This is a genomic window from Burkholderia sp. IO2 (assembly GCF_029522185.1).
Lineage (GTDB): Bacteria > Pseudomonadota > Gammaproteobacteria > Burkholderiales > Burkholderiaceae > Burkholderia > Burkholderia cenocepacia.
This window is the reverse complement of record NZ_JAKWFH010000051.1, coordinates 1-20,453: the sequence shown is the minus strand read 5'-3', so window position 1 is coordinate 20,453 and position 20,453 is coordinate 1. Positions and strand designations below refer to the sequence as shown.

The following is a 20,453-nucleotide window of genomic DNA, read 5'->3' as shown; positions in this document are numbered from 1 at the left end:
CCGGCCGCATTCAGCCGAGCGCGGCCGGCGGCCCCTTGAATTCGACCATGTTCCCTTCGGGATCGAACAGGTAGATCGACGGCCCGTAGCCGCCGGCGCCGTAGCGTTCGGCCGGCGCGCCGGGGCGCGCGCCATGCGTGGCGAAATGGGCGATCAATGCGTCGGGATCGAACGGCTCGACGCGCAGGCACAGGTGATCGAGGTTGCGCCCGGTGCCGGGCGGCCCGCTGTCGGGCCGGTCGATCGGGCCGCCGACCGTCAGCAGGTCGATCAGCGCGTCGCCGGCGCGCAGTTGCACGAGGCCCAGATCGGGCTGTTCCTTCTCCACATGGCAACCGACGGCGTCGCAGTAAAAGCGCGTCATCGCCGCCATGTCGGTCACGCGCAGCACGATGTGATCGATTCCGCGGATGGTGGGTTTCATGAGCGGGGGACTCCTTCGCAGTCGACGAGCATCGAGTGTAGACGCATCGCGCCTGCGCCGCCGGCCGGAACGCGGCACAATCGACGGACGAAAAAAAGCCCGTTCACGCAGTGCGGAACGGGCTTAATCCATATCAGGAGGAGACATGGAGGAGACAGTTCCAACTATACACACGGCGATGGTGCGACGCAATATTCCGATTGCAAAAAAACGTCAGGACGGCGATTTGTCGCATCTGCACTGCAGCAAAATGGTGACGGGACGATGACGAAAACCGCGCTGGAGCGGCCGCCGGGCGGGTTTCGTCGGATTTATCTCGATCGATGCGGCCCCGATTCGTCGGCACGAATCACAGAGCAAGATTCAGGGCGCGACGGCATGTGCCGATGGCTAGAGTAGGCACCATCTACACTAGAGAGTGCGAGGTTCAAATGAAAACCGCCTATCCGACCGATGATGCCCGCTGGGGCGCCGTGACCGAGCGCGATCCGCATGCGGACGGCGCGTTCTTCTATGGTGTCCGCACGACCGGCGTGTTTTGTCGCCCGACCTGCGCGTCGCGGCAGCCACGCCGCGAGAACGTGTCCTTTTTCACCGATCCGGCGGCCGCGCGCGCGGCCGGCTTCCGGCCCTGCAAGCGCTGCCAGCCGGAAGGGTTGCCGCGCGAACTGGACATCGTCAATCGCGCATGCGCGGTGCTCGACGCGCAGGCCGAGCGGCTCACGCTGCAGCAGTTGAGCGACGCCGTGCACGTGAGCCCGTTCCACCTGCAGCGGCTCTTCAAGCGCGTGGTCGGCGTGTCGCCGCGGCAGTACCAGGCCGCGCAGCGCGGCGCGGCGTTGCGGCAGGCGCTGCAAAGCGGGCAGCCGGTCACGCAGGCGGCTGTCGACGCCGGGTTCAACTCGCCGTCGCGACTCTATGCGTCGGTGCCGCGCGAGCTGGGGATGGCGCCGTCCGCGTTCCGCCGTCAGGGCGCGGGCCTGCGGATCGACTATGCGACCGCGTCGACGTCGCTCGGCACGGTGCTGGTCGCCGCCACCGAACAGGGCATCTGCCGGATCGCGTTCGGCGACGACCCGGCGTCGCTCGTCGGCGAACTGAAGGACACGTTCGCGCGTGCCGAACTGGTCGAATCGTCCGCGCGGCTCGCGCCGTTCGTCACGCAGATCCGCGCGTATCTCGACGGTACGCGGCACGCATTCGACCTGCCGCTCGACATCGCGCCGACCGCGTTCCAGCAGCGCGTATGGGAAGCGCTGACGCACATCCCGTACGGCGAGACGCGCAGCTATTCGGAGATCGCGGAGGCGCTCGGCTCGCCGCGCGCGGTGCGGGCGGTCGCGTCCGCGTGCGCGTCGAATCCGGTCGCGCTCGCGATCCCGTGCCACCGCGTCGTGCAGAAGGGCGGCGCACTCGCCGGCTATCGCTGGGGCGTGCGCCGCAAGGCGACGCTGCTCGCGGCCGAGGCGCGCCACGTTCATGACGATGAAGCCGAAGCCGAGACGGAGGGCAGTGCGGTTTGAGCATCGAGACGACAACGATCAAGTCCCTCGCGAACGGCGGCCCGGTGCCGCCGTCCGCGCAGATGGAGCTGCGCTACAAGGCGCCGTACGACTGGGCGCGCGTGCTGCGCTTCTTCAGCGGGCGCGCGATTCCGGGTGTCGAGCAGGTCGCCGACGGTGTATATCGCCGCATCGTCGATCTGCACGGCGATGCGGGCCGGCTCACCGTCACGAAACACCCGCGCAAGCATTGCCTGATCGCGACCGTCGAAGGGGCGGTCGCGCGTCACGTCGACGATGCATTCGCCGCGCGCGTCGCGACGATGTTCGACCTCGGCGCCGATCCGGCCGCGATCGGCGACGGGCTCGCGCGCGATCCGTGGTTCGCGCCGCTCGTCGACGCCGCGCCGGGGCTGCGCGTGCCGGGCGCGTGGTCGGGGTTCGAACTGGCCGTGCGCGCGATCGTCGGCCAGCAGGTGAGCGTGAAGGCCGCGACGACGATCGTCGGCCGGCTCGTCGAACGGGCCGGCGAACGCGTGATGCAGGACGACGACGGCGCGCCCGCGTGGCGGTTTCCGACACCCGACGCGCTGGCCGCGTGCGATCTCGACAAGATCGGGATGCCCGGCAAGCGGGTGGCCGCGCTGACCGGCGTGGCGCGCGCGGTGGCGGCCGGCGACGTGCCGGTCGATCGCGCGCATGCCGATCTCGCGACGCTGCGCAGCGCGTGGCTCGACCTGCCCGGCATCGGCCCGTGGACGGTCGAATACATCGCGATGCGTGCATGGCGCGACCCGGACGCGTGGCCGGCATCCGATCTCGTGCTGATGCAGTCGATCGCCGCGCGCGACCCGGCGCTCGACCGGCTCGCCAGCCAGAAGCGCCGCACCGAAGGCTGGCGGCCGTGGCGTGCGTATGCGGCGCTGCATCTGTGGAACGAAGTGGCCGACCGGGCAGGCGGCGCGCGCGGCGGGTAAGCGCGGCGGCCCGCGGCCGGGTGCGACCGCCGGACGGCGGGGCTGCAACCCGGTGCGCAGGCGGCGCCGGCATGCGACAAGTGCCGGCGTGACGTGGCCCGTCATGGCGATGCCACGCCTCCGGCACCGGCCGGATGCCGCGCGTGCGACGTCTTCGGATGCGTCGTTTCCCGATCCATTCCGCGACGTGGTTGCACCTGCCGCCCCCGTTCGCCGCTCCCGTTCCATCCGACGAATTCCGCTGGCCGGCGTGCCGATCGGCCTCGTCCCGACCCGGCGATCGGGGCCGGCGCTGCCGCGCCCGGCCCGTCCGATCGCCCGCTCAGGCCCGTGCGCCATGCCCGGAGCCACCTCAAGCGCGGGTTCCGGCGAGATGTTAAAGTGCCCGCTACCAACGAAGCGACCAACAATCCAGCCGGCCGCGCGCGGCGTTCTGCGCGCGGCGCGTCACGCACTTGCGTCTCCATGTCGAACACCATGACTCACCGCCAGTCCGAACTGCTGCTGAATCGCCTCGACGCGCTGAGCTCGGGCCCGACGCGGCAGCATCTGCCCGACGGCCTGCGCGGCATCGAAAAGGAAAGCCTGCGCGTGACGCGCGACGGGATGATCGCGTTCACGCCGCATCCGCGCGCGCTCGGTTCGGCGCTCACGCATCCGGCGCTGACGACCGACTATTCCGAAGCGCTGATCGAACTGATCACGCCCGCCGAGCGCGACGCCGCGCTCACGCTCGAGCGCCTCGACGATCTGCATCGCTACGTCTATGCATCGCTCGGCGACGAGATGCTGTGGAACGACTCGATGCCGGGCCTGCTGCCGGCCGACGACCAGATCCCGATCGCCGATTACGGCACGTCGAACATCGGCCGCCTGAAGACGGTGTACCGGCGCGGCCTCGCGTATCGCTACGGCCGCACGATGCAGTGCATCGCCGGCATCCACTACAACTACTCGCTGCACGAGGAAGTGTGGCGGCGCCTGCATGCGGAAGAAGGGTCCACGGCGACGCTCGTCGATTACCAGTCGGAACGCTATCTCGCGCAGATCCGCAACTTCCGCCGCCGCAGCTGGCTGCTGATGTACCTGTTCGGCGCGTCGCCGGTGCTCGATACCAGGTTCCTGCGCGGCAAGCCGCACAAACTCGATACGTTCGACGCCGATACGCTGTACCGGCCGTATGCGACCAGCCTGCGGATGAGCGATCTCGGCTACTCGAACACGACGGCCCAGGCCGCGCTGCACGTCGACTACAACACGCTGCCCGGTTATCTCGACGCGCTGTCGAAGGCCGTGAGCGAGCCGTATCCGGCGTACGAGGCGATCGGCACGCATCGCGACGGCGAGTGGATCCAGATCAACACGAACGTGCTGCAGATCGAGAACGAGTTCTACTCGACGATCCGGCCGAAGCGCGTCACGTATTCGGGCGAGCGGCCGCTGCATGCGCTCGCGTCGCGCGGCGTCCAGTACATCGAAGTGCGCTGCCTCGACATCGATCCGTTCGAGCCGACCGGCATCGCGCTGGAGACCGCGCGCTTCATCGACGCGTTCCTGCTCGCGTGCGCACTCGACGAAAGCGCGCCGCTCGACTGCGACGCGTACAAGGAAGCGAACGCGAACTTCGGCAGCGTGACGATGGACGGCCGCAAGCCGGGGCTCACGCTGACGCGCGACGGCCGATCGATCACGCTGCAGCAGTGGGCCGACGAACTGATGGCCGATATCGAGATCGTCGGTCGCCGGCTCGACGAAATCCGCGGCGGCGACGAGCATGCGCGCGCGATCGCCGCGCAGCGCGACAAGCTCGCCGATCCCGAACGCACGCCTTCCGCGCGCGTGCTGCGCACGATGCGCGAGAACGGCCAGTCGTTCCTCGCGTTCGCGCTCGCGCAGAGCGAAGCGCATGCCGCGCATTTCCGCGCGCATCCGCCGTCGGCCGAGACGCTGCGCACCGAGCAGGCGCTCGCCGCGAAGTCGCTGGCCGAGCAGGCCGAGCTCGAAGCGAAGGAGGCCGGATCGTTCGACGCATTCGTCGCCGCCTATCGCGCCTATACGCTGAACCGCTTCAGCGTGTGACGCTCGCGCATGCGGCCGGCGCAGGGTGCGCCGCGCCGCTGCCGCGCGATCCGTCCGATTCCGTCGGTGATCGGGTCGGTGATCCGGTCAGTGATGCGCGTACGTGCCGCGATCGGCCGCGTGCGGCAGCATCGGCTTGCCCGATTCCGTGTGGGACCGGCCGTCGCTGCCGTAACCGGCCGCGTGGCCGTCACCACGCGCCTGCGCCGCGCGCTGCATGACCGCCTGCATGTTTTCCGGAAAGTCCGGACTGCTTGCGAGGCTCGTCCGGTAGCCGGCGGCCTGCAGCTCCACGAGCTCCTGGCGGACCTGCGCGCGCGTGAGCGTCGACGCGGCTTGCGCGTGAGCGGCGAACGCCGCGCCGATCAGCACGAACGCGCATGCCGCGTGTTTCATCGTCTTCATCGTGTGTGCTCCGTGAGGTTCCGGTGCCGCGCCGTTGCTGGCGCGGGCGGAAACGATGCAGCCAGTCTAGGCTTCGGAGGCCAAACGAAACATCCTCGTGGCTGGCAGTCACCTTTTCCGGTCGCGCAACATTGCGCGCGCACCGGTGAGCCGGCCGCGACGGGTTGCCTGTCGAACGCGACAGCTGCGCGCCATCTGCCGGTCATCGTGCGGCGGACGGTCCGCATCGGCTCGCCCGCATCGGGCTTCTCCCCCCTTGTACAAGCGCGTCGCGCCTCCTAACCTCTTTTAAGCGACCGATCGGTTGGCCGCGCAACGTCGTTGCGTACGCAAGCGCCCGATCGTGGTCGTGACTGCAGGACATCGCCTTGACCCGAACCCGGCACATCGACTTGCGCGCCCGGGTCGACTCTGGAGACACGATGAATCCCACCGACGCCCTACCGCCCGGCATCGTCTTCGCGCAACCGTTGACGCCCGTCGCCCACTCGCTGCTCCTGTCGTTCCTCGTCGCCGCGATCCCGATCGCGGTCGCGCTGATCGCGCTCGGCGTGCTGCGTCGCCCCGCGTGGCAGGCGTCGCTGGCCGGGCTCGTCGCGGGCCTCGCGGTCGCGATCGGCGCGTGGGGGATGCCGGCCGGGCTCGCGTTCAACGCGGTCGGCGCCGGCATGGCGCTCGCGGTCGTGCCGGTGATGTGGATCGTCTTCAACGCGCTGCTGCTCTACAACATCGCGGTGAAGTCGGGCCGCTTCGACCAGTTCCGGCAGTGGATGCTCGACAACCTGCCCGACGATCGCCGCCTCGTGCTGCTCGTCGTCGCGTTCTCGTTCGGTTGTCTGCTCGAAGGGATCTCCGGATTCGGCACGCCGGTCGCGATCACGAGCGCGCTCTTGATCGCGCTCGGCTTCCCCGCGCTCGAAGCGCTCACCTATACGCTGCTGTTCAACACGGCGCCGGTCGCGTTCGGCGCGCTCGGCGTGCCGATCACCGTGCTCGGCGCGGTCACGTCGCTGCCGCCCGCGACGCTCGCGCAGATGGTCGGCCGCCAGTTGCCGTTCTTCGCGCTGCTGCTGCCGTTCTACGTGGTCGGCGCATACGGCGGGCTGCGCTCGATCGCGAAGCTGTGGCCCGCGCTGCTCGTGTCGGGCGGCAGCTTCGCGCTCGCGCAGTTCGTCACGTCGAACTTCCTCGGCTACCAGCTCACCGACGTGCTGTCGTCGCTCACGTCGCTGATCGTGACGATCGGCTTCCTGCAGGTGTGGAAGCCGCAGCCCGATCCGCAATACGCGCTCGCGCGCAGCGTGCCGGCCACCGCCGGCGCCGCGCGCGCGGGCTTCGGCGGCTGGTTGCCGTGGCTCGTCGTGTCGGTGGTCGTGATCGTGTGGGTACACGCGAACGTCGCGGCGATCGGCGACGTGAAGATCAAGTGGCCGGGCCTGCACAACGCCGTGTACGTGTCGCTGTACCACAAGCCGTATGCGGCGATCTGGGATTTCCAGCCGCTCGGCACGGGCACCGCGATCCTGCTGTCGGCGATCGTCACGGCCGCGCTGACGCGTACCGGCCCCGGCGCGTTCGTCGAATGCGTGGTGAAGACGTGGCGGCAGACGTGGATCGCGATCGTCACGGTGATGATGATCGTCGGGCTCGCGTACCTGCTGAACTACTCGGGCATCAGCTATACGCTCGGCACCGGCGTCGCGTCGACCGGTGCGCTGTTCCCGCTGGTGTCCGCGTCGCTCGGCTGGATCGCCGTGTTCCTGTCCGGCAGCGACACGTCGGGCAACGCGCTGTTCGGCAACCTGCAGGTCGTCGCCGCGCGCCAGCTCGGCCTCGATCCGGTGCTGATGGCCGCCACCAACTCGTCGGGCGGCGTGATGGGCAAGATGATCTCGCCGCAGAACATCGCGACGGGCGTATCGACGACGGACCTGAAAGGGCAGGAGGGCGTCGTGTTCGCGCGCACCTTCTGGCACAGCGTGATCCTCACGCTGTTGCTCGGCGTGCTGGTGTTCCTGCAGCAGCACGTGCTGACCTGGATGATTCCGGCGCTGCCGAAGTGACGCGGCGCCGCGACAGAAGAAGGCACGAGGAAAGCAACGAGGGAAGGCGCGGGAAAAGCGCCACGTAGTGTGCGGAAGCGGTGAACGCGCGGCGGCTCAGCGCGCGTTCACCCGCCGCATCGTTCGTCCGGTTTCAACCGTGTCGGCCGCATCGATCGCATCGGCCGCTTCGCCGTCGCCCGGCAGGATGCACGCGAGGAACGCGTCGATCGCGGGGCTCTGGCGGCGCGCCTTCAGGTAGTACACGTATTCGTCGATCGTCGTGTCGACGCCGCGCAGCGCGATCACGCGCAGGTCCGGATGGCGCTCGGCCTCGCCGAGCGGAAACAGGCTGCCGCCTACGCCATGCAGGATCGCCTCGCGAATCGCTTCGCGGCTGCCGATCTCGGCGACCGATGGGGCCGCGACGCCGGCCGCGGCGAGGATCGTCTCCGTGCAGCGGCGCGTGACCGACCCTTCCTCGCGGATCAGCAGCCGCACGTCGGCGAGCTGCGCCGGGTCGATCGAATCGAACCGCGCGAGCGGATGATGGCGATGCACGACGAGCACCAGCGGATCGGTCGAGATCACCTTGCGTTCGAGGCCGTCGGCGTCGTTGCGCTGCGACGAGACCGCGAGATCGATGCGGAATTCCTGCAGCGCCTGCAGGATTTCCTCGGAGTTGCCGATCCGGCACGTGAGCGCGATCGACGGGTGCGCGCTCGAGAAGCGGCCGACCGCGTCCATGATGTAGTACGGGCCCGTCGCGCCGATCCGCAGGTTGCCTTCGAACAGGCCGCCGACGTTGCGCAGCATGATGTCGGCCTGCGCCTCGAGCGCGATCATCTGCTCGACGAGCGGCAGCAGCTCGATGCCCGTGTCGGTCACCTCGAGCTTGCGGCCGCTGCGGTAGAACAGCTCGACGCCGTACACCTGCTCGACCTGCCGGATCTGCGCGGCAATCGTCGGCTGGCTCACGCCGAGGTGGCGCGCGGCGCGCGTGATGCTGCCCTGCCGGACGGTCGCGTGGAACGCCTTCAGCTGATCGAACACGACTCGGCTTCTCCCCCCTCTTCATCGCGCGTCAGCGTAGCGCACGCATATGTCGGCCGCATGAAAGGCGCGCCGTGCGCCGCTTCCAAAAAAATCCTGTGGGTCACCCAAAGAAACCTGCGGGAACCGGTCACGGCCGGGACATGCCGGTGCGGGGTAATAACGGCGACGCAGATCGCCGGCCCGCTCGTCCGGCGACCCCACTCCCACCGACCACAGGGTGCTTTTCATGTCCTCGAACAATCGACGCGATTTCCTGCGCCTCGCCGCGCAGTCGGCCGGCGCGATGGCCGCCTACGCGGGCTTTCCGCCCGCGATCCGCAATGCGCTGGCGATGCCGGCCGCCTATCGCACCGGCACGATCCGTGACGTCGAGCACGTCGTGATCTTCATGCAGGAAAACCGTTCGTTCGACCATTACTTCGGCGGGCTGCGCGGCGTGCGCGGCTTCGACGACCCGCGTCCGCACCTGCTGCCGAACGGCGCACCGGTGTGGCAGCAGCCGCCGGCATCGGTGTTCACGAAGAATTACCACTCGCGCGGGCTCGATCCGTCCGCGCCGTACGTGCTGCCGTTCTACCTCGATCCGAAGCAGACGACCGAATTCCAGCCGGGCACCAATCACGGCTGGAGCAGCGGCCACCTGTCCTGGAACAACGGCCAGTGGGACCAGTGGGTGAACCAGAAGCAGGACGTGCTGACGATGGGCTACCTGAAGCGCCAGGATCTCACGTACCACTACGCGCTGGCCGACGCGTTCACGATCTGCGATTCGTACTTCTGCTCCGCGCACGCCGACACGGCGCCGAACCGCATCTACCTGTGGACCGGCACGATCGATTCGCGCAACGTCTGCGGCAGCGCGCCGAACGGCCCGGGCATCGGCGAGCGCAACGACGTGAACGGCTACACGTGGACGACCTACGCCGAACGCCTCGAGAACGCGAAGATCAGCTGGAAGGTGTACCAGGGCGGCACCGGCATCCCGGGCGACCCGACCGACAACTACACCGACAACTCGCTGATGTTCTTCAAGCGCTTCCAGGTGAAGGAAGGCGCGAGCGGCCCGCTGGTCGACAAGGGCGCATCGAACCACACGCTCGCGGAGCTGAAGGCCGACGTGCAGGCGAACCGGCTGCCGCAGGTGTCGTGGATCGTGTCGCCGTACAAGTACAGCGAGCACCCGCAGGCGTCGCCGACCGACGGGGCGTTCTACATCAACATGGTGCTCGAGGCGCTGACGTCGAACCCGGAAGTGTGGGCGAAGACGGTGTTCATCCTGAACTACGACGAGAACGACGGACTGTTCGATCACGTCGTGCCGCCGGTGCCGCCGGTCACGAGTGGCGTGGGCGGGCAGGGGATCGTGTCGTCGAACCTGCTGTCGACCCTCGGCGACGAGTTGCTCGACCTGAACAAGTATCCGGGCGAAATGAGCCCGCTCGTGCCGGGCGCCGACCCGGGCGGCATCCAGCCGATCGGCCTCGGGCCCCGCGTGCCGCTGATCATCATCTCGCCGTGGACGAAGGGCGGCTGGGTCTGCTCGGAGACGTTCGACCATACGTCGGTGCTGCGTTTCCTCGAAGCGCGTTTCGGCGTGAAGGAACCGAACATCAGCGCGTGGCGCCGGTCGATCTGCGGCGACCTCACGTCGGCGTTCGACTTCTCCGCGCGCCCCGACACGCGCACGGTGAGCTTCACGGTGCCGCAGCACCTCGCGACGGCCGGCCAGGCGTACCAGGTGCCCGCGCAACAGTCGATGCCGGCGCAGGAGCCGGGCACGCGGCCGGCGCGTGCGTTGCCGTACGAGCTGTTCGTGCACAGCCGCGTGGGCGCGCATGACGACACCGTGTCGCTCGACTTCGCGAACACCGGCGACGCGGGCGCCGCGTTCTACGTGTACGACCGCCGCAACCCGGCGACGCCGCCGCGCCGCTACGCGGTGTCCGCGCGCGACCGCTTCGTCGACACGTGGAGCACGTCGGCCGCGCGCGGCGACTACCATCTCGCGGCCTACGGCCCGAACGGCTATCTGTGCGAGTTCCAGGGCAACACGCGGCTCGCCGCGGACGGCCGCCACGCGAACCCCGAAGCCAAGATCGGCTACGACGTGCGCAATCGCCACGTGTACCTGCAACTGCGCAACAGCGGGCGCGCGAGCTGCCGCGTGACGGTCGACAACGCGTACAGCCATGCGCATGCACGCACCTACACGCTGGCGCCGGGCGAGCGCATCGAGGCGCACTTCGAGCTGTCGTCGAGCCACGGCTGGTACGATCTGACGATCACCGCGACCACGCTGCGCGGCGGCGACGACAAGGTCGTGCGCCGCTTCGCGGGCCACGTCGAGACGGGCCGGCCGAGCCACAGCGATCCGGGGCCGGTGAAGCACACGGCCTGACGGTTGCGCAGGGTTGCGCGAAGCGGGGCGGTTCGCCCGCCGCGCGCGACCCTCGCGTGCCGGCCGCATTCCGGCACGCCGGGTTGGATTTTGGAAACTGAAAACTGTTGACAATATGCCGGGCCGAGGGTATACAAGGATCATTCGCCGATATGACGCCCTCGTTTTCATCCATAGCCCGCTGCCTGCCCGACCATGACTGCCCCGAACGCGCTCAGCGCCATCGAACTCCTGCAAAGCCAGTCGCTCGCGATGATCGTCCAGGACATGCTCGAGCGCGCGATCGTCTCCGGCGAATACGCGCCGGGCGAAAAGCTCAACGAAGTCGAGATCGCGACCCGGCTGAACGTGTCGCGCGGCCCGGTGCGCGAAGCGTTCCGCGCGCTCGAACAGGCCGGCCTGCTGCGCAACGAGAAGAACCGCGGCGTGACCGTGCGCGTCGTGCCGCTGCGCGAGGCCGAGGAAATCTACGAAGTGCGCGCGATGCTCGACGAGTCGGTCGCGCGCGCGCTCGCGAAGCGCATCTCGCCCGAGACGCTGAAGGTGCTGAAGGGCATCATCCAGTCGATGAAGGACGCCGCGAAGACGCACGACGTCACGCGCTATACCGAGCTGAACGTGCAGTTCCACGACGCGATGGTCGTCGGCGTCGGCAATACCCATCTCACCGATACCTACCGGCGGCTCGTGCGCCAGCTCGGCCTGCTGCGCCAGGCGGCGATCGAGGCCGAGGAGGATGCGATCGCGGTGTCGGCGGCCGAGCACGACAAGATCGTGCAGGCGCTCGCGGCCGGCGACGAGGACAAGGCCGTCGCGCTCGTGCGCGAGCACGTCGCGCACGGCCTCGCGCGGATGCGCCGTACGCACGAGCAGGGGCTGCCTGCGACGGGCAAGGCGGCGCGGGAGAAGGCCGGCGCATAAAAGCCCGGCAACGCCCGCGGGAGCTGTCGCGCACAGGTAAAGGGACGCGTCGCCGCGTCCCTTTTTCGTTGCGCTTCGGTTCAGCGGATCAACCCGTCGTCATGCCTTGTCGGCCTTCCCCGCCGCGCTCGCAAACTTCGCGAGCCACGTATCGACCACCGACGGCCGCCGGCTCTCGTCCTCCGCGCGCTCCTTGCGGCGGATCGCGTTGCGCACGACGTGCGCGCCGACATAGCGGATCGGCTCCGGCGGGAAATGGCCGAGCGGGCCGCGCACGATCGGGCTGCGCGTCCACGCGTTGTCGAGGCCGAGCACCAGCGACGACAGGATCTGCCCGCCCATGTAGGTCGGCCCGACGCCGTTGCCCGAATAGCCGAAGCCGTAGAATACGTTCGGCGCGTCGTCGAGGCGGCCGAAGAACGGGAAGCCCGTCACCGAACGATCGGACGGCCCGTTCCAGCTCGCGGTGACCGGCACGCCCGCGAGCGACGGGAAGAACTCGCGCAGGCTGTGCGTGAGCTGCGCCTCGTACGGCGAGCGGCGGTCGAACACCGGCGCGATGCGGCTGCGCCACGAGAACGTGTTGCCGCCCTTGCCGAGCATCAGCCGCCCGTCGGCGGTCGTGCGGTAGTAGTAGACGAAGATCCGCGAATCGAGCACCGACACGCCGTCCACGAGCCCGGTCCGCTCGAGCAGCTCCGGGCATTTCTCGGTGATCACCATGTCGCTCGACACGACCGCGATCGTCCGCTCGAACAGCGGGAAGCGGCTCGCCATCCACGCGTTGATCGCGAATACGAGCTTGCCCGCCGTGACGCTGCCGGACGGCGTGCGCACGACGGCCGGCTGGCCGGGCGTGAAGTCGAGCATCGGCGTGCGCTCGTAGATCCGGATGCCCATCGCGCGCGCGACGCGGCGCAGCCCGCGCACGAGCTTGCCCGGATGCACGGTCGCGGCGATCGGCGAGTAGACGCCGTCGAGATTGCGCGCGGAGCCCGAGCGGCGCGCGACTTCGGCGGGCGGCAGCGGCTCGTAGCTGTGGATGCCGCACGCGGCAAGCGCATCGAGCACCGGCGCGAGCGTGCCGACCTGCGCGCGCGACGTCGCGGTGTACAGCGTGCCGTCGAGCCGCAGTTCCGCATCGATGTCGTGCGCGCGGCAGAAATCGGCGATGTGCTGCACGGCCGCTTCCGACGCCTTCACGAGCCGGATTGCCTCGGCTTCGCCGAACAGGCGCCGCAGCGTCAGGAACTTCGCGGACCACGTGAGCAGGCAGCCGCCGTTGCGGCCGCTCGCGCCGGCGCCGCACAGGTCGGCTTCGAGGATCGCGATGTCGAGCGCGGGATGCTGCTGCTTGGCCTGGATCGCGGTCCAGAGGCCCGTGAAGCCGCCGCCGACGATGCACACGTCGGCCTGCGTCGCGCCTTGCAGCGCGGGGGCGAGATCGCCGTCGTTGAACAGCGCTTGTTCGATCCAGAAGGGTCGCATCGGAGAGTCGTCGATAAGGGGCCGTGCGGCGCACGGCCGGGAAAACGGGCGGCCGCCTGCGCCTGCGCACGCGGCCGGGGCATCGCGTCACATCGTCATGCCGCCGCTTCGGCCGACACGCGGCGTACGCCCATCGCGCGCAGCGTGTCGGCGATCGCGGCGACGGCGCCCGGAATCCCGGCCTCGCCGAAATGGCCGATGCAGCCGACGCGGAACGTCTCCACTTCGGTCAGCTTGCCCGGATACAGAATGTAGCCGCGCTTTTTGACCTCCTGATAAAACCGCTTGAAGTCGTAGTTCGGATCGTCCGGCGCATGGAACGTGACGATGATCGGCGCCTGGATCGCCGGATCGAGGAACGGCCGGAAGCCGAGCGCGCACATCCCGTCGAGCAGCGCGCGGGTGTTGCGCTGGTAGCGGCCGCCGCGCGCGGCGAGCCCGCCTTCGTCGATGTATTGCGCGACGGCCGCGTCGAGCGCGGCGACCACGTGCGTCGGCGGCGTGAAGCGCCACTGCGTCGTGCGCTGCATGTAGACCCACTGGTCGTACAGGTCCATCGCGAGCGAGTGGCTGTTGCCTTCGCAGCGTTCGAGCGCGCTGCGCTTGGCGATCACGAAGCCGAGCCCCGGCACGCCCTCGAGGCATTTGCCGGACGCGGCGATCACCGCGTCGAACGGCGTCGTGCGCGCGTCGATGTCGATCGCGCCGAACGAGCTCATCGCGTCGACGATCAGCGCGCGCCCGTGCTTCGCGACGGCCTGTGCGACGTCGTGCAGCGGGTTCAGCACGCCGGCGCCGGTTTCGCAGTGCACGAGCGCGACGTGCGTGATCGACGGATCGGCGGCGAGCGCGCGCTCGACGTCGGCCGGATCGACGCGGCGATCCTCGCGGTAGTCGATCGTCGTGAGCCGGCGGCCGAGCACGCGGCAGATCTTCGCGAGGCGCTGGCAATACGCGCCGTTGTTCGGCACCAGCACGTGGCCGTCGCGCGGCACCAGCGTGCCGATCGCCGCTTCGACCGAGAACGTGCCGCTGCCTTGCAGCGGTACGCATTCGTGCGTGCCTTCGCCGTGCACGATCTGCAGCAGGCGTTCGCGCAGCCGCGCGGTGATCGCGTTGAAATCGCCGTCCCACGAGCCCCAGTCGCGCAGCATCGCGTCGCGCGTGCGCTCGGAGGTCGTCAGGGGGCCGGGGGTCAGCAGGATGGGCTGGGCAGCGAGCGTCATGGTGTCTCCTCGATGAAGTCGGGACGTCACGTGAATGCGGCAGGGAATCAACGGCGATGCGGGTTGCGCCATGCCTGCGTACGGCGCAGCAGGCGGTGCGAGATGCAGGCGAACAGTACGCACGCGAACGACGAGGTCGCGAGCACGAGCGTGGCCATCGCGGCGGCCGGGCCCATCTGGCCCGCGTCGTCGAGGTTCAGGATCGCGACCGACGCGGGCTGCGTGTCCGGCGAGTACAGGAACGCGACGGCCGACACCGTCGTCATCCCGTTGACGAACAGGTAGCGCGCGATCAGCAGGATCGCGGGCAGGCACACGGGCACCGTCACGCGCAGGAAGGTCTTGTAGAACGGCACCTTCAGCGACGCGGATACCGCCTCGAACTCGCTGTCGATCTGCCGGAGCGCGGTGACGGCGGTGAGGTGGCTCGACGCGTAGTAGTGGACGACCGTGACGATCGCGAGCAGCCACAGCGATCCGTACAGCCCGTTCAGCGGATTGCCGGGCGCGTTGAACAGGAAGATGTAGCTGATGCCGAGCACGAGCCCCGGCACGCCCATCGGCAGGATCGCGCACAGGCTGATGAAGCCGCGCAGCCAGCGTGCGCCGCGGGTCTTCTCGATCAGGTAGGCGCCGCCGAACACGACGATCGTGCCGCCGAGCGCCACCGTCGCGGCCATCCGCAGGCTGTTCTTGTACGCGTCGAAGATGCCGGCCGCGATCAACCCCATCTCGTAATGCTGCAGCCCGAGCGTCATCTGGTACGGCCAGAACTTGACGAACGACGCGAACACCGAGATGCCGACCACCGCGATGAAGAACGCGCACACGAGCGCGCAGTACGCGAGCATCGCGGCGTCGAAGCCGCGCGACGGCTTCGGCTGGTACGGCGTCGAGCGCGCGCCGAGCTGCGACTGCTGGCGGCGGCGGATGAAGTAGTCGACGCCGAACGCGACGAGCGCCGGGCACAGCAGCATCAGGCTCACGACCGCGCTGCGGTTGAAATCCTGCAGCCCGATGATCAGCTTGTAGATGTCGGTCGACAGCACGTTGTACGCGCCGCCGATCACGACCGGCACGCCGAAGTCGTTGATGCACATCGTGAACGCGACCATCGTCGCGCTGATCAGCCCGTACTTCGCGCCGGGCAGCGTGATCGTGAAGAACTTGCGCAGGCGGCCCGTGCCCATCGCGTCGGCGGCTTCGTAGAGCCGGCCGTCCGCGAGCGACAGCGCGGTGACGAGGATCATCAGCACGTGCGGGAACGACGCGTACACCATGCTCAGCACGATGCCCGGCAGCCCGTAGATCGAATGGCCGTGCAGCAGCGGCTTCAGCAGCCCCGCATTGCCGAACCAGTAGATGAACGACACGGCCGACAGCAGCGTCGGCGCGAGCAGCGGCAGCAGCGCGATCGTGCGTGCCGCGTTCTTCAGCGGCATGCACGAGCGTGTCAGCGCATACGCGAACGTGAACGCCATCGGCACGACGATCGTCGTGACGAGCGCGCCGACCGTCAGCGAATGCAGCATCGAGCGCAGCACGCCGCTGTCCTCCAGATACTCGACGAAGTTGTGCGCGCCGACGAAGCGCCCGTCCGCGTCGACGAAGCATTTCTGCACGACGAGCGCGAGCGGCAGCAGCAGGAACAGCGACATCAGCGCGGCCATCGCGACCAGCGCGAGCTGCGCGAGGCGATCGTGCCAGTGCGTGAGCTGCCGGACGTCGGCGGGGGCGGACGCGCCGCGGCGGCGCTCGGTCAGGACGGTGCTCATTGGAGTCGCTCCTTCGCGCACGGGAACACGCGGACATGCTCGCGATCGAGCGCGAGGTCGATGCGCGCGCCGGCCTGCACGCCGGTGCGGTCGACGTCGTGATACGACAGGTCGGCGACGATCTCCTGGCCGTCGAGCCCGTCGATCCGGAAGCTCACGCGGCAGAACGCGCCGAGGAATTCGAGCTTCTCGACGCGGCCGGCCAGCACGTTGTCGGCCGTCTCGCCCGGCACGCGGATGCGCAGGTCCTCGGGCCGCACGTAGACCGACACCGCCGCGCCTTGCGCGGTGCCGTGGCGGCAGTCGAAGCCGATGCCGCCCGCGCGCAGCGTGCCGTCCTGCGCGACCTCGGCGGGAATCGTGTTGACGCGGCCGATGAAGTCCGCGACGAACGGCGATGCCGGTTGCCGGTAGATTTCGAGCGGCGTGCCGATCTGCTCGATCACGCCGTGGTTCATCACGACGATGCGATCGGCCATCGACAGCGCTTCTTCCTGATCGTGCGTGACCATGATCGTCGTCACGCCGAGCCGCTGCTGCAGCGCGCGGATCTCCTGGCGCAGCCGCACGCGCACGCGCGCGTCGAGCGCCGACAGCGGCTCGTCGAGCAGCAGCAGGCCGGGCGAGGTGGCGAGCGCGCGCGCCAGCGCGATGCGTTGCTGCTGGCCGCCGGACAACTGGCCCGGATGCTTGCGATGGCTGTCGGGCAAACCGACCAGCGCCAGCAGCGTATGCACGCGCTCGTGGATCGCGTCGCGCTTCATCTTGCGGTTCACGAGCCCGTACGCGACGTTGTCGTACACGGTGAGGTTCGGGAACAGCGCATACGACTGGAACACGATCCCGTAGTCGCGCAGTTGCGGCGGCAGCCGCGAGATGTCGCGGCCGTCCTGCATGATGTGGCCGGCGTTCTGTGTCTCGAGCCCCGCGATGATCCGCAGCAGCGTGGTCTTCCCGCAGCCGGACGGCCCGAGGAAACAGATCATCTCGCCCTTCATCACGCTCAGGTTGATGTCGGTGAGGACCTGCGTGTCGTTGTACCGCTTCTCGATGCGTTCTACGCTCAGATAAGGTGCCATGCGCGCCTCCATGGAGGGGCGGCCCGGGGGCCGGATTCGACGACGGAAAGGGTGACGCGGGGCGGCGCGCGGCGCGGCCCCGCAGCCGGTCGCGGCGTTACTGCTGCGCTTTCGCGCCGTAGCGCTTCTGCCACGTATCGAGGATCGACTGGCGGTTCTTCGCGGACCACACGAAGTCGTTCTTCACGAGCAGGTCCGAGTAGTTGTCGGGGATGCCGGCCAGCTTCCGCGCGACGCCCGGATACGCGACGATCGCCCACCAGCGCGCGGTGATCTGGTTCGCTTCCTTGCTCGCCATGAAGTCGGCGAGCTTCTTCGCGGCGTCGGGCTGTTTCGTCGTCTTCATGATCGCCGTGCCTTCCATGTCCCAGCCGAGCCCTTCCTTCGGGAACACGAGATCGATCGGCGCGCCCTGCGCCTGCAGTTCGTGGCCGCGGAACTCGAACGAGATGCCGATCGGGAATTCGCCGGTGCCGGCGAGCGTGCACGGCTTCGAGCCCGAGTGCACGTACTGCGCGACGTTCTTGTCGAGCGCGTCCATGAATTTCCAGCCGCGATCGTCGCCGAAGGTCTGCAGCCAAGCGGTCACGTCGAGATAGCCGGTGCCCGACGAAACGGGGCTCGGCATCACGATCGCGCCCTTGTAGACGGGCTTCGTCAGGTCTTCCCACGACGTCGGCTTCGGGATGTTCTTCGCCTGCGCGGCGACGCGGTTGTAGCAGATCGTCGCGCCCCACACGTCCATGCCGACCCAGTGCGGCGGCGTGTTCGCGTCGCTGTACTTGCGCGTGAGCTGGTCGAAGCCCTTCGGCGTGTACGGCATCAGCATGCCCTGCAGGTCGAGCAGCGTGAGGCTCGACGCGGCGAGGCCGAGCACGACGTCCGCGCGCGGATTGTTCTTCTCCGCGAGCAGCTTCGCGGTGACCGAGCCGGTCGAGTCGCGCACCCAGCGGATCTCGAGATCGGGGTTCGCCTTCTCGAACGCGTCCTTGTAGGGCTTCATCGCCTCGTCTTCCAGCGCGGTGTAGACCAGCAGCGACGTCTTCGCGTGCGCCGCGTGCGCGGCGCCGAGCGCCACCGCGGCAGCCAGCGCGACGCGGGCCGCGCCCGCCGCCCATGCGTTCAAACGCTTGTTTACCGGCACTTCGTTCATCTTCAGACCCCTTGACTGTGGCGCCGCGGCACACGGCGGATGAGTGGAGACCAGCCCTCTTGCTGCTTCGTTGTTTTGCTTTCTGTTCTCTGCATGTTGTTGACAATCTACAAATCATCAATTTTAATGTCAAGCATGGAAAACACCTCCCTTCGGCGCGGCGCGGGCGCCGACGGCTCACACCCTTCGACCTGAAAGGAATGAACGTCATGACTGAAACGCCTGTATCCGTGGAAGTGAACGGCCGCCGCTACAACTGGATGAGCCGGCCCGTGGTGGTCGTGTGCGTCGATGGCTGCGCATACGAATATCTGGAGGAAGCCGCCGAGGCCGGCGTCGCGCCGTTCCTGCGCACGCTGCTGAAGCCGGGCACCGCGCTCAAGGGCGAGTGCGTGGTGCCGAGCTTCACGAACCCGAACAACCTGTCGATCGTCACCGGCGTGCCGCCGGCGATCCACGGGATAAGCGGCAACTACTTCTACGATCGCGACACCGGCGCCGAAGTGCTGATGAACGATCCGAAGTACCTGGTCGCGCCCACCGTGCTCGCGACCTTCGCCGAACGAGGGGCGCGCGTCGCGGTCGTCACCGCGAAGGACAAGCTGCGCCGTCTGCTCGGCAAGGGGCTGAAGGGCATCTGCTTCTCGTCGGAAAAGGCCGACGAGGCGAGCGTCGAGGAAAACGGCATCGACAACGTGCTCGAGCTGGTCGGCAAGCCGGTGCCGAGCGTGTACAGCGCGGACCTGTCGGAATTCGTGTTCGCGGCCGGCGTGCGCCTGCTCGAGACGCGCCCGATCGACCTGATGTACCTGTCGACCACCGATTACGTGCAGCACAAGTGCGCGCCCGGCACCGAAGGCGCGAACGCGTTCTACGCGATGATGGACACGTACCTGCAGCGTCTCGACGCACTCGGCGCGATCGTCGCGATCACGGCCGATCACGGGATGAACGCGAAGCACGACGACGCGACCGGCGAGCCGAACGTGATCTACCTGCAGGAGCTGTTCGACGAATGGCTCGGCCACGATGCGGCGCGCGTGATCCTGCCGATCACCGATCCGTACGTCGTGCACCACGGTGCGCTCGGCTCGTTCGCGACCGTCTATGTGCCGGCCACCGCCGATGCCGACGCGCTGCGCGCGCGGCTCGCGGCGGTCGACGGCATCGAGGTCGTGCTGACGGGCGCCGAAGGCTGCGCGCGCTTCGAGTTGCCGCCCGCGCGGATGGGCGACCTGATCGTGATCTCGAAGCAGGACGTCGTGCTCGGCACGCGCCGCATCAAGCACGACCTGTCGGGCCTCGACGTGCCGCTGCGTTCGCACGGCGGGATCTCCGAGCAGATCGTGCCGCTGATCTTCAGCAAGCCGGTCGCGACCGACGTCACCGGCCGCGCGCGGCTGCGCAACTTCGACATCATCGACATCGCGCTCAACCATCTGCAGTGATGCACGCGCATCCTTGGGGGGATACAGTCATGAACGCCATTGCAGCATCGACGGCCGTCCGCGAGATTCGTCGCGAAGCACTGCGAATCGACGGCGAACGGATTCACCGCGACGCGGTGATCGACGTGCGCAACCCGTACGACGGCGCGCTGGTCGGCACCGTGCCGAAGGCGACGCTCGACGACGTGCGCCGTGCCTTCGCGGTCGCGCGTGCGTACCGGCCGGCGCTCACGCGCCACGATCGCGCGGCGATCCTGCGCCGTGCGGCCGACATCGTGCGCTCGCGCACCGCGGAGATCGCGGCGCTGATCACGGCCGAGGCCGGCTTGTGCATCAAGGATTCGACTTACGAGGCCGGCCGCGTGGCCGACGTGCTCACGTTCGGCGCCGGCGAAGTGCTGAAGGACGACGGGCAGATCTTCTCGTGCGATCTGACGCCGCACGGCAAGAAGCGCCGCGTGTACACGCAGCGCGATCCGC

Annotated in this window: 16 protein-coding genes; 8 read left to right on the top strand and 8 right to left on the bottom strand. The window is 68.6% G+C overall.

Going from position 1 to position 20,453, the window contains the following annotated elements:
- Positions 1-10: 10 nt before the first annotated feature.
- Complete coding sequence (locus MMB92_RS27175) at positions 11-424, bottom strand: VOC family protein (protein ID WP_048989078.1); 414 nt, start codon at positions 422-424, stop codon at positions 11-13.
- Positions 425-855: 431 nt separating this feature from the next.
- On the opposite strand from MMB92_RS27175, the gene ada reads away from it, so the two are divergent.
- From ada to gshA, 3 genes are all read left to right on the top strand, one after another.
- Positions 856-1,947, top strand: coding sequence for a bifunctional DNA-binding transcriptional regulator/O6-methylguanine-DNA methyltransferase Ada (gene ada / locus MMB92_RS27170; protein ID WP_006489944.1), 1,092 nt, complete (start codon positions 856-858; stop codon positions 1,945-1,947).
- Positions 1,944-2,903, top strand: coding sequence for an AlkA N-terminal domain-containing protein (locus tag MMB92_RS27165; RefSeq protein WP_006492382.1), 960 nt, complete (start codon positions 1,944-1,946; stop codon positions 2,901-2,903). Before ada ends, MMB92_RS27165 begins: the two co-directional genes overlap by 4 nt.
- A gap of 465 nt (positions 2,904-3,368) precedes the next feature.
- Complete coding sequence (gene gshA, locus MMB92_RS27160; protein WP_062911117.1) at positions 3,369-4,982, top strand: glutamate--cysteine ligase; 1,614 nt, start codon at positions 3,369-3,371, stop codon at positions 4,980-4,982.
- Positions 4,983-5,069: 87 nt separating this feature from the next.
- On the opposite strand, the gene MMB92_RS27155 is transcribed toward gshA, so the two are convergent.
- A complete protein-coding gene (locus tag MMB92_RS27155; RefSeq protein ID WP_277563055.1) occupies positions 5,070-5,387 on the bottom strand; it encodes a DUF4148 domain-containing protein in 318 nt (105 codons plus the stop codon).
- A gap of 422 nt (positions 5,388-5,809) precedes the next feature.
- On the opposite strand from MMB92_RS27155, the gene MMB92_RS27150 reads away from it, so the two are divergent.
- On the top strand, positions 5,810-7,450 hold the full coding sequence (locus MMB92_RS27150; protein ID WP_060263592.1) for an L-lactate permease: 1,641 nt from the start codon (positions 5,810-5,812) through the stop codon (positions 7,448-7,450).
- Between the two features lie 96 nt (positions 7,451-7,546).
- Here the strand turns inward: MMB92_RS27150 and MMB92_RS27145 are convergent, their stop codons facing one another.
- Positions 7,547-8,482, bottom strand: a complete 936-nt coding sequence (locus tag MMB92_RS27145; protein ID WP_034201207.1) for a LysR family transcriptional regulator — start codon at positions 8,480-8,482, stop codon at positions 7,547-7,549.
- A gap of 229 nt (positions 8,483-8,711) precedes the next feature.
- Here MMB92_RS27145 and MMB92_RS27140 point away from each other — a divergent pair, with 229 nt between their 5' ends.
- Both MMB92_RS27140 and MMB92_RS27135 read left to right on the top strand, forming a co-directional pair.
- Positions 8,712-10,883 carry a phospholipase C, phosphocholine-specific gene (locus MMB92_RS27140; protein WP_277563054.1) on the top strand — a complete coding sequence of 724 codons (2,172 nt, stop codon included), beginning with the start codon at positions 8,712-8,714 and terminating at the stop codon, positions 10,881-10,883.
- 195 nt (positions 10,884-11,078) lie between these two features.
- Positions 11,079-11,804, top strand: coding sequence for a phosphonate utilization associated transcriptional regulator (locus MMB92_RS27135; protein WP_006485791.1), 726 nt, complete (start codon positions 11,079-11,081; stop codon positions 11,802-11,804).
- A gap of 99 nt (positions 11,805-11,903) precedes the next feature.
- On the opposite strand, the gene MMB92_RS27130 is transcribed toward MMB92_RS27135, so the two are convergent.
- The 5 genes from MMB92_RS27130 to MMB92_RS27110 form a co-directional block, all read right to left on the bottom strand.
- Positions 11,904-13,292: an FAD-dependent oxidoreductase gene (locus MMB92_RS27130; RefSeq protein ID WP_277563053.1), complete on the bottom strand. Its 1,389-nt coding sequence runs from the start codon at positions 13,290-13,292 to the stop codon at positions 11,904-11,906.
- Positions 13,293-13,387: 95 nt separating this feature from the next.
- Positions 13,388-14,518 (bottom strand): 2-aminoethylphosphonate--pyruvate transaminase, encoded by a 1,131-nt coding sequence (locus tag MMB92_RS27125; protein WP_048989086.1) that lies wholly within the window; start codon positions 14,516-14,518, stop codon positions 13,388-13,390.
- A 47-nt stretch (positions 14,519-14,565) separates the two neighbouring features.
- Positions 14,566-16,293 carry a putative 2-aminoethylphosphonate ABC transporter permease subunit gene (locus tag MMB92_RS27120; protein ID WP_006498682.1) on the bottom strand — a complete coding sequence of 576 codons (1,728 nt, stop codon included), beginning with the start codon at positions 16,291-16,293 and terminating at the stop codon, positions 14,566-14,568.
- The gene (locus tag MMB92_RS27115; RefSeq protein WP_006485771.1) at positions 16,290-17,372 is read right to left on the bottom strand and encodes a putative 2-aminoethylphosphonate ABC transporter ATP-binding protein; all 1,083 of its coding nucleotides are present in this window, start codon (positions 17,370-17,372) and stop codon (positions 16,290-16,292) included. Before MMB92_RS27115 ends, MMB92_RS27120 begins: the two co-directional genes overlap by 4 nt.
- Positions 17,373-17,469: 97 nt before the next feature.
- Positions 17,470-18,525 (bottom strand): putative 2-aminoethylphosphonate ABC transporter substrate-binding protein, encoded by a 1,056-nt coding sequence (locus tag MMB92_RS27110; RefSeq protein WP_077055863.1) that lies wholly within the window; start codon positions 18,523-18,525, stop codon positions 17,470-17,472.
- 209 nt (positions 18,526-18,734) lie between these two features.
- On the opposite strand from MMB92_RS27110, the gene phnA reads away from it, so the two are divergent.
- Both phnA and MMB92_RS27100 read left to right on the top strand, forming a co-directional pair.
- Complete coding sequence (phnA, locus tag MMB92_RS27105) at positions 18,735-19,973, top strand: phosphonoacetate hydrolase (RefSeq protein ID WP_006485766.1); 1,239 nt, start codon at positions 18,735-18,737, stop codon at positions 19,971-19,973.
- A gap of 29 nt (positions 19,974-20,002) precedes the next feature.
- A partial coding sequence (locus MMB92_RS27100) for an aldehyde dehydrogenase family protein (RefSeq protein WP_277563052.1) occupies positions 20,003-20,453 on the top strand: 451 nt, incomplete at its 3' end.

Coding starts and splice junctions, on each gene's coding strand:
- MMB92_RS27175 (WP_048989078.1), bottom strand. CDS start 424: ATGAAACCCACCATCCGCGGAATCGATCACATCGTGCTGCGCGTGACC.
- ada (WP_006489944.1), top strand. CDS start 856: ATGAAAACCGCCTATCCGACCGATGATGCCCGCTGGGGCGCCGTGACC.
- gshA (WP_062911117.1), top strand. CDS start 3,369: ATGTCGAACACCATGACTCACCGCCAGTCCGAACTGCTGCTGAATCGC.
- MMB92_RS27155 (WP_277563055.1), bottom strand. CDS start 5,387: ATGAAGACGATGAAACACGCGGCATGCGCGTTCGTGCTGATCGGCGCG.
- MMB92_RS27150 (WP_060263592.1), top strand. CDS start 5,810: ATGAATCCCACCGACGCCCTACCGCCCGGCATCGTCTTCGCGCAACCG.
- MMB92_RS27140 (WP_277563054.1), top strand. CDS start 8,712: ATGTCCTCGAACAATCGACGCGATTTCCTGCGCCTCGCCGCGCAGTCG.
- MMB92_RS27135 (WP_006485791.1), top strand. CDS start 11,079: ATGACTGCCCCGAACGCGCTCAGCGCCATCGAACTCCTGCAAAGCCAG.
- MMB92_RS27130 (WP_277563053.1), bottom strand. CDS start 13,292: ATGCGACCCTTCTGGATCGAACAAGCGCTGTTCAACGACGGCGATCTC.
- MMB92_RS27125 (WP_048989086.1), bottom strand. CDS start 14,518: ATGACGCTCGCTGCCCAGCCCATCCTGCTGACCCCCGGCCCCCTGACG.
- MMB92_RS27120 (WP_006498682.1), bottom strand. CDS start 16,293: ATGAGCACCGTCCTGACCGAGCGCCGCCGCGGCGCGTCCGCCCCCGCC.
- MMB92_RS27115 (WP_006485771.1), bottom strand. CDS start 17,372: ATGGCACCTTATCTGAGCGTAGAACGCATCGAGAAGCGGTACAACGAC.
- MMB92_RS27110 (WP_077055863.1), bottom strand. CDS start 18,525: ATGAACGAAGTGCCGGTAAACAAGCGTTTGAACGCATGGGCGGCGGGC.
- phnA (WP_006485766.1), top strand. CDS start 18,735: ATGACTGAAACGCCTGTATCCGTGGAAGTGAACGGCCGCCGCTACAAC.